Below are 15,124 nucleotides of genomic sequence, written 5' to 3' on the forward strand. Positions count from 1 at the left end.
TTCAATGGGGTGATATTTTCTGAGGCGGCTGCGCCGTGTCAGTCCCTCCCCCTTGTGGGGAGGGGTTGGGGAGGGGTCTTTGCATCCGCACTTCGCCAGGAGACGGCATCATGCTGACAGTCGAAAACGCAAACCTCCACTACGGCGCGGCACAGGCGCTGCGCGGCATCTCGATCAAGGCCGAGATGGGCAAGATCACCTGCGTGCTTGGCCGCAACGGCGTCGGCAAGAGTTCACTGCTGCGCGCCGTCACCGGCCAGCATCCGCTGTCTGCGGGCAGCGTCACCTTCAACGAGACGAGGCTCAACGGCCTGCCGCCCTTTGCGCGGGCCAAGCAGGGCATCGGCTATGTGCCGCAGGGGCGCGAGATCTTTCCGCTGCTGACGGTGAAGGAAAATCTGGAGACCGGCTTTGCTCCGCTTGGCCGCCGCGACCGCAACATCCCCGATGACATCTTCAGTCTCTTCCCGGTGCTGAAGTCGATGCTGTCACGTCGCGGCGGCGATCTTTCCGGCGGGCAGCAACAGCAGCTGGCGATCGGCCGGGCCATGGTGACGCGGCCGAAGATCCTGGTGCTCGACGAGCCGACCGAGGGCATCCAGCCGTCGATCATCAAGGATATCGGCCGGGCGATCCGTTATCTCCGGGATTCCACCGGCATGGCGATCCTGCTGGTCGAGCAATATCTCGATTTCTGCCGCGAGCTTGCCGATTACGTCTACATCATGGACCGTGGCGAGATCGTCCATGAGGGTCTGGCCGAGACGCTGGATACCCCGGAGGCACGCCGCCATCTGACCGTCTGAGCGGCAAATGCCGCTTTTGCGGGCAATCCTGCCATCGACGATCGGCTGTCCGTCCTGCCGTTGCGGGCGGGATGGGCGGCATGAGAATTGCTTGCTTTCATTTGTTTGGACTTATTGAATGGCGGCGGCCGGTAACCGGCGGCTGTTTGCAGGGGATGGAATGACGAGCGCAGCGGCGACGACCAGACCGCAGAGAGCCGAGGGACGGGGACATCTGGCGGCGAGCATGCTGGATGGCCGCACGCGGCTGCGCGAGTTCTATCAGGAGGGGGCGGCAAAGATCCGCCTGCCTCAGACCTTCGACGCCTCGATGGAGGCCGTCATCATCAACACCGCGGGCGGGCTGACGGGCGGCGACCGGATAAACTGGAGCGTCGCGGCCGGGCCCGGCACCCGCATCGACGTCACCACACAGGCCTGCGAGAAGATTTACAAGGCATCGGCGGGCACTGCCGAAGTCACCACGCGCATCGAGGCCGGCGCCGGCGCCCGCGTCGACTGGCTGCCGCAGGAAACCATCCTCTTCGACCGCGCCTCGCTCTTCCGCCGCCTCGACGTCAATCTCGACGAGACCGCCGAGTTCCTGGCCGTCGAGGCGATCCTGCTCGGCCGCAAGGCGATGGGCGAGGCGATGGTGACAGGCCTCTTCCGCGACCGCTGGCGCATCCGCCGCGCCGGCCGGCTGATCCATGCGGAGGAACTGAAGCTCGAGGGCGAGGTATCGGCGCTGACGGCTAGGCAGCCGGTGCTCGGCGGGCAGGTGGCGTTCGCGACGCTTCTCTATGCCGGGCCGCTCGCCGAGAGCTATCTTGCCAGGGCGCGGCCGCTGCTTGAGGGGTACATGGCGGGCGCCAGCGCCTGGAGCGGCAAGCTCGTCATCCGCGCCGCGGCACCCGATGGCTTCGCGCTCAGAAAAATCCTGATCCCGGTCATATCGGCCTTGCGCAACGGCGCCCCGGTGCCGAAAGTCTGGAACCTGTAATTCAGCTGGAATGGAAGAACGATGAACCTCACTCCGAGAGAAAAAGACAAGCTGTTGATTTCCATGGCGGCGATGGTGGCGCAGCGGCGGCTCGATCGCGGCGTCAAGCTTAACTATCCGGAAGCGATCGCGCTGATCAGCGATTTCGTCGTCGAAGGTGCGCGCGACGGCCGCCCGGTCGCCGAGCTGATGGAGGCTGGTGCCCACGTCATCGGCCGTCACCAGGTGATGGAGGGCATCGCCGAGATGATCCACGACGTGCAGGTGGAAGCGACATTTCCTGACGGTACCAAGCTCGTCACCGTCCACGAACCGATCCGCTGAGCTGCGTGAGGAGGAAGACATGATCCCAGGCGAAATCATTGCCGCGAGCGGCGATATCGAACTCAACTCCGGCGCTCCGACCATCACGATCGATGTGTCGAATACCGGCGACCGGCCGGTGCAGGTCGGCAGCCACTATCATTTCGCGGAGACCAATGGCGGCTTGGCCTTCGAGCGCGAGAAGGCGCAGGGCATGCGCCTCGACATCCCGGCGGGCACTGCCGTGCGTTTCGAGCCGGGCCAGACCCGCTCGGTGACGCTGATCCCGCTCTCGGGCAAGCGCGAAGTCTACGGCTTCCGCCAGCTCGTCATGGGCAAGCTTTAAAACACAAGAAAATAACGGAAGACGGGAGGAAATGATGCGTTTGGTGATTGGCCTGCTGGCGCTCGCGGGCGGCGTGATGATGGCTTCGGGTGTGTTCGCGCAGGAGGAGACCGACTGCAAGAACCCTGAGACCCAGGCGGAGATGACGAGCTGCGAGCAGGATCGATATGGCGAGGCCGACAAGGCGCTGAACGCCCAGTGGAAGGAAACGCGGGCTGCCGCGGCTGCGACCGACGAGGGTCTGGACGAGAGCGATCGCGGCGCCGAGAAGGCGCTGCTGACGGCACAGCGTGCCTGGATCTCCTATCGCGATGCGCAATGCGAGGCCGAGGGCTTTCAGGCGCGCGGCGGGTCGATGGAGCCGATGCTGGTGGCCGGCTGCCTCGCCAATATGAGCGATAACCGCACGAAGGAGCTCAAGGCTCTGGCGGATGCAATGGGCGGCAATTGAGGTGGCACAGAAGGTGATGATCGTCGGCAACGGAGATGTGGGTGAGGAGGGACGCGCGGCGATCGCCGCCGCCGACTTCGTCATCCGTTTCAACGAATGCCGCTCCTACGCTTCGAGCCCCGGCCGAACCGATGTCGTCGCCGTCTGCAATACCGGCCGTCCCGGCAAGGCGATGACCGGCGATACCGGCTGGCGGACGTTGCCAGGCGTCGTCGAAGCCTCGGAAATCTGGTGCGTGCGCGATCCGGAAAAGTTTGCCGAAATGCGCGGCCCGCTCGCCGTCTCGCATCCCGAGCTCGACGATTTCTGCGACGATTACACGAGTCAGTTCAAAGCCTTCTGCAAGGAAGCTGGCAAACGGCATGTGGTCGTTGAGAAAGTGATTCATGAGGCGGTGGACGAGGCGCTCTCGGCCTATGGCCCGGCACCCTACGTCGTCCCCAGCACCGGCCTCATCGCCATCGCCGAAACCTTCCGCCGCTTCCCCGACGCCGAGACCGGCCTTGCCGGCTTCGGCCACGCCGGCTGGGACGGCCACCCCTTCGCCGCCGAACGCCAGCTCGTCGACCGCTACATCGCCGAAGGGCGGCTCGTTCGTTATGCCGCCGACCAGTCTCATTCTTCCTCCCAAGGAGCCTGACAGATGCCCCACAAGATCTCCCGCGCCGCTTATGCCAGCATGTTCGGACCGACCGTTGGCGACAAGGTGCGGCTTGCCGATACCGAGCTCTTCATCGAGATCGAGAAGGACTTCACCACCTATGGCGAAGAGGTGAAGTTCGGCGGCGGCAAGGTGATCCGGGATGGGATGGGGCAGAGCCAGGTGACGCGTGCCAATGGCGCAGTCGATACCGTTATCACCAATGCCGTGATCGTCGATCACACCGGCATCGTGAAGGCCGATATCGGGCTCAAGGGCGGGCGGATCGTGGCGATCGGCAAGGCGGGCAATCCGGATACGCAGCCGGGCGTCAATATCATCGTCGGCCCGGGCACGGAGGCGATTGCGGGCGAGGGCAAGATCGTCACGGCCGGTGGCATGGACAGCCATATCCATTTCATCTGCCCGCAGCAGATCGAGGAAGCGCTGATGTCGGGTCTCACCTGCATGCTGGGCGGCGGCACGGGCCCGGCGCATGGCACTCTGGCGACGACCTGCACGCCGGGACCCTGGCATATCGCCCGGATGATCGAGGCCGCCGATGCCTTCCCGATGAACCTTGCCTTCGCCGGCAAGGGCAATGCCTCGCTGCCCGGCGCGCTGGAGGAAATGGTGCTTGCCGGCGCTACCTCGCTGAAGCTGCATGAGGACTGGGGCACGACGCCCGGCGCCATCGACTGCTGCCTGACGGTTGCCGATCAGTATGACGTGCAGGTGATGATCCACACCGATACGCTGAACGAGAGCGGCTTCGTCGAGGATACGATCGGCGCCATCCGGGGCCGCACCATCCATGCCTTCCATACCGAAGGTGCGGGCGGCGGACATGCGCCTGACATCATCAAGATTTGCGGGCAGCCGAACGTTATCCCATCCTCGACCAACCCGACGCGACCCTATACGGTCAATACCATCGCCGAGCATCTCGACATGCTGATGGTCTGCCACCATCTGTCACCGTCGATCCCAGAGGATATCGCGTTTGCCGAAAGCCGCATCCGCAAGGAGACGATCGCTGCCGAAGACATTCTCCACGATATCGGCGCCTTCTCGATCATCTCGTCGGACAGCCAGGCCATGGGCCGCGTCGGCGAGGTGGCGATCCGCACCTGGCAGACCGCCGACAAGATGAAACGCCAGCGCGGTCGCCTGAAGGAAGAGACGGGCGAGAACGACAATTTCCGTGTGCGCCGCTACATCGCCAAATACACGATCAACCCGGCGATCGCCCACGGCCTCAGCCACGAGATCGGTTCGGTCGAAGTCGGCAAGCGCGCCGACCTCGTGCTCTGGAACCCGGCCTTCTTCGGCGTGAAGCCTGATATGGTGCTGCTCGGCGGCTCGATTGCGGCGGCGCCGATGGGCGATCCGAATGCCTCGATCCCGACACCGCAGCCGGTGCATTACCGTCCGATGTTTGCCTCCTACGGCAAGAGCCTGACGAACTCCTCGGTCACCTTCGTCTCCCAGGCGGCACTCGATGGCGGGCTGAAGGGCAGGCTCGGCGTTGCCAAGGATCTGCTCGCGGTGAAGAACACCCGCGGCGGAATCTCCAAGGCCTCGATGGTCCATAACAATCTGATGCCGCATATCGAGGTCGATCCCGAGACCTATGAAGTGCGGGCCGATGGCGAGCTCCTGACCTGCGAGCCGGCGACCGTTCTCCCGATGGCACAGCGCTACTTCCTGTTCTGAGCGTCGCCGTCTCGGGGAAGCAATTCGTTAACGCCGATTCTCTGCCCGGTTGTATTTAGCCGGGCAGATTTTTTTGGGTGGATTTGCGGCGTTGCCGACCCATCAAAATTTACTGATATAAATGTCGCATCAAACGCTTAATCAGTTTTTTATCAGTTCCGATTCAAGTTGAGCATTGCTGCAGCCTGCACGCGAAAATGCAAGTTTGTTAAATCGGGCAAATTCGATCAAATCTTAACGATCGGCTTAAGACCCCGGCAGCAAATGCATTCTAATCAAATGCCATGGGGTGCCGGGCTGGAGGTCGATTCGGATGAAAAGTTGGATGTCGCTCCAGACGGAGATGGGCAATTTTCAGCATCGCGCCACCATCATCAGCTTTGCGCTGAAGATGAGCTTTTCGGCCGTCATTCTTTCGGCGCTGATCATGCTGATCGTGCTGCCGCCGCTCTCCTATCTCGACCTTCTGCCGCTGTCGCTCGCCCATTCGCTGAGCCTCGGCATCGTCTTTGCCTGGATCGTCGGCGGGGCGGCCTGCGGGCTGCTGTCGCTGATCGCCGGTTTCGCGCTGCATCAGCTGACGGTCTCGCGGGCCGAGTTCGAAAAGCTGAGCCGCACCGACATGCTCTCCGGTCTCCTCAACCGGCGCGCCTTCACGGCGGCGCTGGCGGATGCCGATGGCGATGCCTCGCTCGTCATCTTCGACGTCGACCGCTTCAAGGCGATCAACGACCGCTTCGGCCATGCCTGCGGCGATGCGGTGATCATCGCCATCTCGGCCATCCTGGCGGCGGCCTTCAATGACGGCTCGGTTGTCGCGCGTCTCGGCGGCGAGGAGTTCGGCGTCATCGTCACCGGCTCGCCGCTGTCGGCCCGGCTGGAACAGGTAGAGCAGGTGAAGGCGCAGATCGCCCAGCAGCCTATCATCGCCGATGGCTGCAGCATCGCCATCACCATTTCGGCCGGCATCGCCGATCTGGAGACGGGGCGCAGCAAGGAGGCCGTCTATGCCTCGGCGGACAAGGCGCTCTATCTGGCAAAGGCGCTCGGCCGCAATCGCGTCATCCATGAGAGCGAGGGGCTGCATCATGCCTGGCACAGCCGCCTCGTCGAAAGCGGGCTCGGCGTGCAGGGCGATGCTGCCGATCACGACGAGCCGCAGCGCGCCTACGGCATTTAGCCACTGCGCGGATCCGCATTGGCGCTTGCGCGTCCTTCCGCTATTTTGCATGGTCGAAGTCCCATTGAAACGGACATGCCCATGCAACGCGTCACATCCTATCTCCCCGCCGGTACGCCGTCCTCCCACCCGATCGAGCAGGTGAAGCTGCCGCACGATCTGCGCCATCTCAGGCGCAAGCTGCTGCATCTGGAGAGCGGCGGCATGGTAATGCTCGACCTCAAGGACCCGGTGCTGTTTGCCAATGGCGATCTCCTGGTGCGCGATGACGGCGAGCTGATCGAGATTCTGGCGGCCGACGAGAAACTGTTCGAAGTGCGCGGCAAGGACCGGGTGCATCTGACCGAGCTTGCCTGGCATCTCGGCAACCGGCATCTGGCGGCGCAGATCGAGGAAGACCGCATCCTGATCCTGCGCGACCATGTGATCCGCACCATGCTGCAGGGTCTCGGCGCCCTCGTGCTCGATGTCAACGAGCCCTTCCAGCCGGCGCGCGGCGCCTATCATGGCCATGGACATGATCATCACGCTCATGACAACCACGATCACGGCCATCACCATTCTCACGACCATGACCACAAGCATGAGCATGGCCACGATCATGATCATGACCATCATGATCACGACCACAAGCATGGTGACGGGCACCATCACTCTCACGACTGAGCGGCGATGACGGAAGCGGATGATCTCCAGGCGCTGCTGCGCCTGATGGCGTGGCTGTCGCCGGCCTTCCCGGTCGGTTCCTTTGCCTATTCGGGCGGTCTGGAGCGCGCGGTCCACGATGGCCTCGTGACCGATGCCGCGGGCCTGGAAACCTGGATCTCGACGCTGCTGACGCACGGCAGCATCTGGAACGATGCGGTGATCTTCTCCGCCGCCTGGCGCGGGCAGGGGGATGCCGCCGAGATCGGTGATCTCGCTGCACTTGCCGAGGCGCTTGCCGGGTCGCGGGAGCGGCATCAGGAGACGATGTTGCTCGGCGATGCCTTTCTGACGGCAGCGCGGGCCTGGGCTGATCCTGTGTTCGACCGGCTGCCGCAACAGGCAGCCTATCCGGTTGCCGTCGGCGCGGTCGCGGGCGCCCATCAGGTTCCACTCGACAAGGCGCTGGCCGCCTTCCTGCATGCCTATGTCTCGCAGGCCGTCTCTGCCGGTATCCGCCTCGGCGTTGCCGGTCAGAAGGATGGCGTCGGCACGCTGGCGAAGCTCGAGCCGCTGATTGCCGGGGTTGCCCGGAAGGCGTCGGCGGCGACAACCGACGATCTCGGCTCGGCGGCCGTCCAGGCCGATATCTCTGCGCTGCGGCACGAGACCCAGAGCACCAGACTTTTCCGCTCGTAAGGCCGGCATCTGCGTCATTTGCCGGTGGCAGGCGTCATAGCCGGGCGCTATCATCGGGCGGATTGGAGTGACATATATGAAATCGAGAAACGGACCTCTCCGCGTCGGCATCGGCGGGCCTGTCGGCTCCGGCAAGACGGCGCTGACGGAGAAGCTCTGCAAAGCGATGCGCGACGATTATTCGGTCGCTGTCGTCACCAACGACATCTACACGACCGAAGATGCCGAGGCGCTGATGCGCATGCAGGCGCTGCCCTCCGAGCGCATCGTCGGCGTCGAAACCGGCGGCTGCCCGCATACCGCCATCCGCGAGGACGCGACGATCAATCTGCAGGCGATCGCCGGTCTCAATCAGCGCATCCCCGATCTCGACGTCGTCTTCATCGAATCCGGCGGCGACAATCTGGCCGCGACCTTCTCGCCTGACCTTGCCGATATCACCATCTACGTGATCTCGGTCTGCCAGGGCGAGGAAATCCCGCGCAAGGGCGGCCCGGGGATCACCAAGTCGGACCTTCTGGTCATCAACAAGAAGGACCTGGCGCCCTATGTCGGCGCCGATCTCGACGTCATGGACCGCGATGCGACGCGCATGCGCGCCACGCGCCCCTTCGTCTTCTCCGACATGAAGCGCGGCGACGGCATCGGCCCGATCGTCAGCTTCCTGAAGGAGCATGGTGGGCTCTGAGCCCGCCCCCTGCCGTCCAAATTGACGCGGCTTGCGGCCGGGCGTTGCATTGCGTCCGTGCTGCGGCTAGTTTGGCCGCGATGGGGATGGAGTGCCCCCGAAACCGCCGTGATGGCTGATGACTCCTACCGCGATTTAATCGACGGTGGGAGTGTGTCTACTGCCCGCCGAAACAATGAGGCGTGCATGTCACTCTATACCTGCTTGATCATCATGGCCGGAGGCGCCCTAGGCACCCTGGCGCGCTACCTGATTTCGGTGCTGGCGGCGCCGATCAGCGGCAACCTGCCCTGGGGCACGATCATCATCAACATCACCGGATCCTTCATCATCGGCCTGTTTGGTACGCTGACGCTGGCGCATGGCCGCTTTCCGGTTTCGGAAAACATGCGGCTCTTCGTGATGATCGGCCTCTGCGGCGGCTACACCACCTTCTCGTCCTTCAGCCTGCAGACGCTCGATCTGATGCGCTCGGGCGCGGTGACGCGGGCGGGGGTGAATATCGCCGCTTCGGTGGTGCTGTGTGTGGCCGCCGTTTCGGCGGGGCACCTGATTGCGTCCTATTTCAATGGCGGGGAGAAGCAGGTGGCGCAGTTGCGGGTGGAGGAGGAGGTGTAGGGGGCGTTGGAGGGCCTGTCCTGTGCTTGGTATGCCGTCAAACAGAACGGCATGACAAAATAAAAACGGCCGGGGAATACCCGGCCGTTTTGCTTAGAATTCAGCGAGACGCCTACTCCGCCGCAAACGGCGGTAGCCGCAGGACGTTCTTGCCGTTGCTGTTGGCGTTCTTCTGCTTGGCTTCCGGGTTCTCGATCGCGGTGACGCGGTCCTTGAGGGAGCCGACGGCGTCGGTCAGCTGCTCGCGGGACATGGCGAGCTGCTCTTCGTCCTTCTTGCCGACCAGGCGGCCGAACATCCAGCCGAGCAGGCGGGAGAGGTCGTCCATGATCAGGAAGAACGAGGGCACGACGACGAGCGACAGGACCGTCGAGACGATGATGCCGCCGATGACGGCGATTGCCATCGGTGCGCGGAACGAGCCGCCTTCGCCGACGCCGAGTGCGGAGGGCAGCATGCCAGCCGACATGGCGATCGAGGTCATGATGATCGGGCGGGCGCGCTTGCGGCCGGCTTCGACCATGGCTTCGACACGTTCCATGCCGTGCCGCTTCATCTCGATCGCGAAATCGACGAGCAGGATGGCGTTCTTGGTGACGATACCCATCAGCATCAGGATACCGATCAGCACCGGCATCGACAGCGCGTTCTGCGTGATGATCAGCGCCACTGCCACGCCGCCGATCGCAAGCGGCAGCGAGAACAGGATGGTGAAGGGCTGGATGACGTCCTTGAAGAGCAGGATCAGCACGACCAGAACCAGCATCAGGCCCATCAGCATGGCATTGCCGAAACTCTGGACCATTTCGCCCTGAACCTTGGCGTCACCGCTTTCGGCCAGATGCACGCTTTTCGGCAATTCGGTCGCCGCGACGATGCGCTTGAATTCGGCGCTCGCCGTATCGAGCGCCGTGCCGAAGGGCACGTCGGAGCCGATGGCCACGACGCGGTTGCGGTTGTTGCGCTTGATCGAGCTCGGGCCTTCCGAATAGTCGACATCGGCGACGCTGTAGAGCGGAACGCTGGCGCCGCTCGCCGTCTTGATCTTGATGGCGCGGATGGAGGCGAGATCGCGGCGGACATCGAGCGATGCCTGCACGCGGATCGGGATCTGCCGGTCGTCGAGCGAGATCTTGGCGAGGTTGGCGTCGATATCGCCGATGGTGGCGACGCGGACCGTCTCGGAGATCTGCTGCGGGGTGATGCCGAGGCGCGAGGCTTCGGCCATGCGCGGACGGATCTGCAGTTCCGGACGGGGCAGGGCGCCTTCCGAGGACACGTTCGCCAGGATCGGCGAGGCGCGCAGCTTCGATTCCAGCAGGCTGACGGCCTCGTTCAGATCATCCTCGTTGGAAGAGAGGAAGTTGAAGGAGAGGTCGCGCTCGGCGCGGTCGTTGACCTTGGAGATGCGCACGTCGGGGATATCGCGCACGGCGGCGAAGATATCCTTCTCGACATCCCACTGCGGACGCGTACGGCCGTGATCTTCCATCTTCGGCACGAGGTTGCCGATAACAGGCAGTCCGCCGAGGCCCTTGTTGACGAGGGTCTTCAGCAGCGAATGATCGATATTGCCGAGGATGACGCGAACGGTGGCGCGGCGCAGCTCCAGATCGCCCTTGGGCGAGGCGCCGCCGAGAACGAAAACGCTTTCGACGCCGTCGATCCCGCGCACGGCATCGTAGACCTTGGTGGAGGCGGCGGCAGTGTCTTCGAGCGTGGCGTTCGGCGGCAGTTCCACAGACAGGACGACACGCGAGGAATCGTCCGGCGGCATGAAGCTGCCGGGCACGCGGCTCAGCAGCATCATCGAGCCGATCAGGAAGGCGATGGCGCAGAGCAGCGTGGTGTAGCGCCAGTACCATTTGCGCGTCGTGCCCGTCACGAGACGGGTATAGCCGCGCATGATCCAGCCGTCATTGTCATGATGGTCTTCCATGCCGTCTTCGGCGCGCATCAGGTAGGCGGCCATCAGCGGGGTGATCAGACGCGCCACGACGAGCGAGAAGAAGACCGAGAAGGCGACCGTCAGGCCGAACTGGATGAAGTACTGGCCGGCAATGCCCGGCATGAAGGAAACGGGCACGAAGACGGCGATGATCGTGAAGCTGGTGGCGATGACGGCGAGGCCGATTTCGTCAGCGGCTTCAAGCGATGCCCTGTAGGGCGTCTTGCCCATCTTGATATGGCGGGCGATGTTCTCGATCTCGACGATCGCGTCGTCGACGAGAATACCGGTTGCCAGCGTCAGCGCCAGGAAGCTCACGAGATTCAGCGAGAACCCCATGATATCCATGATCCAGAAGGTCGGAATGGCCGACAGGGGGAGCGCCACGGCGGCGATCAGCGTCGCACGCCAGTTGCGCAGGAACAGGAAGACGACGATGACGGCGAGGATCGAGCCTTCGATCAGCGTATGAAGGGCCGCCTCGTAGTTGCCATAGGTGAAGTAGACGCTGTCGTCCACCATCTCGATCTTGACGTTCGGATTGGCCTTGCGGATCTCGTCGAGGCTGGTGGCGACGGTCTCGGCGACCGAGACTTCGCTGGCGCCCTTGGCGCGGAACACTGCGAAGGTGACCGTCTGCGTGCCGTTGAAGCGCGAGAAAGACTTCTGCTCCTCGTAGGTGTCGTCGATGCGGCCGAGTTCCGAGAGCTTCACGAAGCGGCCGTTCGGCAGGCTGATGGTGGTGGAATTGAGCTGCGAGACGTCGCGCGTGTCGCCGAGCGTACGGATCGTCTGCTCGTTGCCCGCCACCTGGCCGCGGCCCGAGCCGAGGTTGACGTTGGTGCCGCGCAGCTGCTGGTTCACGTCGGTCGCGGTGATGCCGTAGGCGTCGAGCTTGCCGGGATCGAGCGAGACGCGCACTTCACGGTCCGCACCGCCGTAACGGTCGATACGGCCAATGCCGGGCTGGCCCTGCAGGGCGCGCTTGACGGTGTCGTCGACGAACCACGAGAGCTCTTCCAGCGTCATGTTGGGGGAGGAGACGGCGAAGGTCTGGATCGCCTGTCCTTCGACATCGACCTTGCTGACGATCGGTTCCTCGATGCCGGCGGGAAGGTCGCTGCGGATCTTGTCGATCGCGTCCTTGGTGTCCTGAACGGCTTCGGCGGTCGGCTTCTCGATGCGGAAGACGACGACCGTCTGCGACTGGCCGTCGGTCACCGTCGACTGGATTTCATCGATGCCGCTGATCGAGGCGACAGCGTCCTCGACCTCCTTAGTCACCTGCATTTCGAGTTCGGCCGGCGAGGCACCGCTCTGGGTCACGGTGATCGAAACGACGGGAACGTCGATATTCGGGAAGCGGGTGATCGGCAGCTTGTAAAATGCCTGGATGCCCACGAAGAGCAGCAGCGCGAAAGCGAGCAGCGGCGCAATCGGATTTCGGATGGACCATGCAGAGAAATTCATGGATTAGCCCCGGTCAGTTCGATTGTGCCGATACGGCTTCGGTAACAGCTGTGATCTTGTCGCCGTCGCGAACGAAGGCGCCGGCCTTGGCGACAACGGTGTCGCCTTCCTTGAGGCCGTCGGCGATCTCGACGAAGCCGCCGTCCTGGATGCCGGTCGTGACCTTCACCTGCTTGACGATGCCATCCTCGACCTTTCTTGCGGTCGAGCCATCGCGGCCGGTGGTGACGGCAGACAGCGGCAGGGCGATATCGCTCTTCTCGGCGACGATGATCTCGGCGCTGGCATACATGCCGGAGCGTGCCGCGCTCTCGTCATCGATCGAGATGTGCACGAGGCCGAGGCGGGTTGCCTGATCGACGGTCGGAGAGACGATCCTCACCTTGCCCTCGATCTTCGTGCGGCTGCCCGACAGCGTGACGATGGCGCGCTGGCCGACCGCGATCTTCTGGATATCGGTTTCGGAGAGCTCGGCGACCAGTTCGATGGCGCTATCCTTGATGACGGTGAACATCGGATCGCCGTTGCCGGCGGCAATGGCGCCGATGCGGGCGTTCTTGGCGGAGATGACGCCGGAAACCGGGGTCTTCACATCCGTGCGCGCCAGCTTCAGATCGGCATCGGCGATCTGGCTGTCGGCGACCTTCAGATCGGCGATGGCAACTTCGATCGCCTGCTCGGCAGAGCTCACGCGGGCGTTGGCGGTGGCGGCGGCGGCATCGGCCTGCTCGACCTGCGCGGTGGAAACGGTGCCCTTCTTGCCCATTTCGGACGAACGGGTCTGCTGCAGACGGGCCTGCTCGGCGGTCGCCTTGGCTTCCAGAAGCTGGGCGCGCAGCTGGGCGAGGCTTGCCTCACCCTTGGCCTTGGTCGCCATCATTTGCGCCTTCTGCAACAGGAGGGCGTCTTCGTTCAGGGTCGCCAGCGTGCTGTTGGCTTCAACCTTGTCGCCGACATCGACGTTCAGCGCGCGGATCGAAAGACCTTCCACCTGCGGCTGAATATAAACTTCTTCGACCGGGCGGATGGTGCCGGTGCCGATCACGCGGTCAACGAGGGCGCGCTTCGTAGCGGTCGTGACGACGATAACGGGCAGGTTCTGCTGCGCCTTCGGCGGCTGGTTTTCCTGCGCAAACGCAACGGGCGCGGCAAGAATGCCGGCGATCAGGAGGGTGGAGGCGCGTAGTATTTCAAGCGTGCGTGCCATGCGTCATCATCCAGTTATGTCAAATGGTCGGCCAAAAACGCGCAGCTATGCTGCAGCTTGCGAACAGGCCATTCCCGTCTCTGTGCTCTCAGAGGTATTCCCGCATTATTTGCCGTCTCTCTTACAGAGAAGTCCCCCGAACGGCAAATCCGGTGATGTACGTGGTAGCGATTTGCGCAACGTACAAGACCGGCAGAAAATAATTCCCCGTGGGCGCACATTAATTACCGTTTACGTATAGATCAATCACCGGCTGGTTATGTTTGCATTCCGATGATTGATCGCAGCGTATAAGCCAAAGACGATTGAAGCAGGGCTGATCCGACATCGCCTCTCGAAAAAATCGCCGTTGATGCTTAAAAAGCAGAAAACGCGCGGATTTCTCCGCGCGTCCCCGTGATTTCAGACCGGCCGCTTACTTGGCTGCAGCGTCGGTGATGTCGTGCGTCCAGGCGCCCGACGGCTCCTTGCTGATGATCTTCTGGTCGAGAAGAGCCTTGGCCGTACGGTCGTAAAGCGTGGTGTCGAGCTTGCCGCTGCCGTCGCCGATCAGCTTGGCCACTTCGCCCATCATGCGCTTCTGGTGATTTTCGTCCTGGCCGCCGGCATCGACGACGATCCCGGCTGCTTCATCCGGGTTTTCGGTGGCGTATTTCCAGCCCTTCATCGAAGCCTTGACGAACTTGACCATCTTTTCCTTGAAGGCCGGGTCCTTCAGCTTGTCTTCCATGGCATAGAGGCCGTCTTCCAGGAGGTCGTTGCCCATGGCCGTGTAGTTGAAGACGGTGAGATCTTCCGGCTTCAGGCCGGCATCGATTGCCTGCCAGTATTCATTGTAGGTCATGACGGAGATGCAGTCGGCCTGCTTCTGCAGCAGCGGCTGCACGTCGAAGCTCTGCTTCAGGACGGTCACGCCATCGGCGCCGCCATCGGTCTTCAGGCCGAGCTTGTTCATCCAGGCGAAGAACGGATATTCGTTGCCGAAGAACCAGACGCCGAGTGTATGACCCTTGAAGTCGGCTTCGGTCTTCACCGGGCCATCCTTGCGGCAGATCATTTCCATGCCCGACTTCTGGTAGGGCTGGGCGATGTTGACGAGCGGAACACCCTTTTCGCGGGCAACCAGCGCGCCGCCCATCCAGTCGACGATCACGTCGGCGCCGCCGCCGGCAATGACCTGCTCGGGCGCGATGTCCGGGCCGCCCGGCTTGATATCGACGTCGAGGCCTTCTTCTTCGTAGTAACCCTTGTCCTTGGCGACGTAATAGCCGGCGAACTGGCTCTGCGTGACCCACTTCAGCTGCAGCGTCACCTTGTCGGCCGCCATCGCGTGAGCGGCGGCAAGCGACATGGCGCTCGCCATCATTGCAACCATCAACTTCTTCATTTTCTTTTTTCCCTCTGAAGTTATGCCCCAGACCCATT

Annotated in this window: 15 protein-coding genes and 1 riboswitch; of the genes, 12 read left to right on the forward strand and 3 right to left on the reverse strand. The window is 63.1% G+C overall.

Translation table 11 applies throughout. The features are described 5' to 3' along the window. The first annotated feature begins 110 nt into the window (after positions 1-110). The 12 genes from urtE (at position 111) to crcB (ending at position 9,074) form a co-directional block, all read left to right on the forward strand. Positions 111-806 (forward strand): urea ABC transporter ATP-binding subunit UrtE, encoded by a 696-nt coding sequence (gene urtE, locus ACODR6_RS23950; RefSeq protein ID WP_413710084.1) that lies wholly within the window; start codon positions 111-113, stop codon positions 804-806. Positions 807-966: 160 nt separating this feature from the next. Continuing rightward, entirely contained in the window at positions 967-1,788 is an 822-nt protein-coding gene (locus ACODR6_RS23955; RefSeq protein WP_489024820.1) for an urease accessory protein UreD, read from the forward strand. 21 nt (positions 1,789-1,809) lie between these two features. Next, positions 1,810-2,112, forward strand: a complete 303-nt coding sequence (locus ACODR6_RS23960; protein ID WP_112711417.1) for an urease subunit gamma — start codon at positions 1,810-1,812, stop codon at positions 2,110-2,112. Between the two features lie 19 nt (positions 2,113-2,131). Further along, on the forward strand, positions 2,132-2,437 hold the full coding sequence (locus ACODR6_RS23965) for an urease subunit beta (protein WP_199627652.1): 306 nt from the start codon (positions 2,132-2,134) through the stop codon (positions 2,435-2,437). A gap of 34 nt (positions 2,438-2,471) precedes the next feature. After that, positions 2,472-2,888: a lysozyme inhibitor LprI family protein gene (locus ACODR6_RS23970; RefSeq protein ID WP_489024823.1), complete on the forward strand. Its 417-nt coding sequence runs from the start codon at positions 2,472-2,474 to the stop codon at positions 2,886-2,888. 16 nt (positions 2,889-2,904) lie between these two features. After that, on the forward strand, positions 2,905-3,528 hold the full coding sequence (locus tag ACODR6_RS23975; protein ID WP_489024902.1) for a Urease operon accessory protein: 624 nt from the start codon (positions 2,905-2,907) through the stop codon (positions 3,526-3,528). 3 nt (positions 3,529-3,531) lie between these two features. Further along, positions 3,532-5,244 (forward strand): urease subunit alpha, encoded by a 1,713-nt coding sequence (ureC, locus tag ACODR6_RS23980; RefSeq protein ID WP_199627641.1) that lies wholly within the window; start codon positions 3,532-3,534, stop codon positions 5,242-5,244. Positions 5,245-5,557: 313 nt separating this feature from the next. Next, entirely contained in the window at positions 5,558-6,424 is an 867-nt protein-coding gene (locus ACODR6_RS23985) for a GGDEF domain-containing protein (protein ID WP_489024825.1), read from the forward strand. An 81-nt stretch (positions 6,425-6,505) separates the two neighbouring features. Further along, complete coding sequence (locus tag ACODR6_RS23990) at positions 6,506-7,090, forward strand: urease accessory protein UreE (protein ID WP_489024827.1); 585 nt, start codon at positions 6,506-6,508, stop codon at positions 7,088-7,090. A gap of 6 nt (positions 7,091-7,096) precedes the next feature. Continuing rightward, the gene (locus ACODR6_RS23995; protein ID WP_489024828.1) at positions 7,097-7,768 is read left to right on the forward strand and encodes an urease accessory protein UreF; all 672 of its coding nucleotides are present in this window, start codon (positions 7,097-7,099) and stop codon (positions 7,766-7,768) included. A gap of 76 nt (positions 7,769-7,844) precedes the next feature. Next, positions 7,845-8,456 carry an urease accessory protein UreG gene (gene ureG, locus ACODR6_RS24000; protein WP_112711412.1) on the forward strand — a complete coding sequence of 204 codons (612 nt, stop codon included), beginning with the start codon at positions 7,845-7,847 and terminating at the stop codon, positions 8,454-8,456. A gap of 73 nt (positions 8,457-8,529) precedes the next feature. Next, positions 8,530-8,591, forward strand: a riboswitch (Fluoride riboswitch). A gap of 51 nt (positions 8,592-8,642) precedes the next feature. After that, positions 8,643-9,074 (forward strand): fluoride efflux transporter CrcB, encoded by a 432-nt coding sequence (crcB, locus tag ACODR6_RS24005; protein ID WP_112711411.1) that lies wholly within the window; start codon positions 8,643-8,645, stop codon positions 9,072-9,074. Positions 9,075-9,186: 112 nt separating this feature from the next. Here the strand turns inward: crcB and ACODR6_RS24010 are convergent, their stop codons facing one another. The 3 genes from ACODR6_RS24010 to ACODR6_RS24020 form a co-directional block, all read right to left on the reverse strand. Continuing rightward, complete coding sequence (locus ACODR6_RS24010; RefSeq protein ID WP_112711410.1) at positions 9,187-12,492, reverse strand: efflux RND transporter permease subunit; 3,306 nt, start codon at positions 12,490-12,492, stop codon at positions 9,187-9,189. A gap of 13 nt (positions 12,493-12,505) precedes the next feature. Continuing rightward, positions 12,506-13,699 (reverse strand): efflux RND transporter periplasmic adaptor subunit, encoded by a 1,194-nt coding sequence (locus tag ACODR6_RS24015; protein ID WP_489024829.1) that lies wholly within the window; start codon positions 13,697-13,699, stop codon positions 12,506-12,508. A 415-nt stretch (positions 13,700-14,114) separates the two neighbouring features. Beyond that, on the reverse strand, positions 14,115-15,086 hold the full coding sequence (locus tag ACODR6_RS24020; RefSeq protein WP_112711408.1) for an ABC transporter substrate-binding protein: 972 nt from the start codon (positions 15,084-15,086) through the stop codon (positions 14,115-14,117). Positions 15,087-15,124 lie beyond the last annotated feature (38 nt).

Source organism: Rhizobium sp. FG96, assembly GCF_057808655.1.

Excerpts from the sequence above, each read along its gene's own strand:
- urtE (WP_413710084.1), top strand. The coding sequence starts at position 111 with ATGCTGACAGTCGAAAACGCAAACCTCCACTACGGCGCGGCACAGGCG.
- ACODR6_RS23955 (WP_489024820.1), top strand. The coding sequence starts at position 967 with ATGACGAGCGCAGCGGCGACGACCAGACCGCAGAGAGCCGAGGGACGG.
- ACODR6_RS23960 (WP_112711417.1), top strand. The coding sequence starts at position 1,810 with ATGAACCTCACTCCGAGAGAAAAAGACAAGCTGTTGATTTCCATGGCG.
- ACODR6_RS23965 (WP_199627652.1), top strand. The coding sequence starts at position 2,132 with ATGATCCCAGGCGAAATCATTGCCGCGAGCGGCGATATCGAACTCAAC.
- ACODR6_RS23970 (WP_489024823.1), top strand. The coding sequence starts at position 2,472 with ATGCGTTTGGTGATTGGCCTGCTGGCGCTCGCGGGCGGCGTGATGATG.
- ACODR6_RS23975 (WP_489024902.1), top strand. The coding sequence starts at position 2,905 with ATGATCGTCGGCAACGGAGATGTGGGTGAGGAGGGACGCGCGGCGATC.
- ureC (WP_199627641.1), top strand. The coding sequence starts at position 3,532 with ATGCCCCACAAGATCTCCCGCGCCGCTTATGCCAGCATGTTCGGACCG.
- ACODR6_RS23985 (WP_489024825.1), top strand. The coding sequence starts at position 5,558 with ATGAAAAGTTGGATGTCGCTCCAGACGGAGATGGGCAATTTTCAGCAT.
- ACODR6_RS23990 (WP_489024827.1), top strand. The coding sequence starts at position 6,506 with ATGCAACGCGTCACATCCTATCTCCCCGCCGGTACGCCGTCCTCCCAC.
- ACODR6_RS23995 (WP_489024828.1), top strand. The coding sequence starts at position 7,097 with ATGACGGAAGCGGATGATCTCCAGGCGCTGCTGCGCCTGATGGCGTGG.
- ureG (WP_112711412.1), top strand. The coding sequence starts at position 7,845 with ATGAAATCGAGAAACGGACCTCTCCGCGTCGGCATCGGCGGGCCTGTC.
- crcB (WP_112711411.1), top strand. The coding sequence starts at position 8,643 with ATGTCACTCTATACCTGCTTGATCATCATGGCCGGAGGCGCCCTAGGC.
- ACODR6_RS24010 (WP_112711410.1), bottom strand. The coding sequence starts at position 12,492 with ATGAATTTCTCTGCATGGTCCATCCGAAATCCGATTGCGCCGCTGCTC.
- ACODR6_RS24015 (WP_489024829.1), bottom strand. The coding sequence starts at position 13,699 with ATGGCACGCACGCTTGAAATACTACGCGCCTCCACCCTCCTGATCGCC.
- ACODR6_RS24020 (WP_112711408.1), bottom strand. The coding sequence starts at position 15,086 with ATGAAGAAGTTGATGGTTGCAATGATGGCGAGCGCCATGTCGCTTGCC.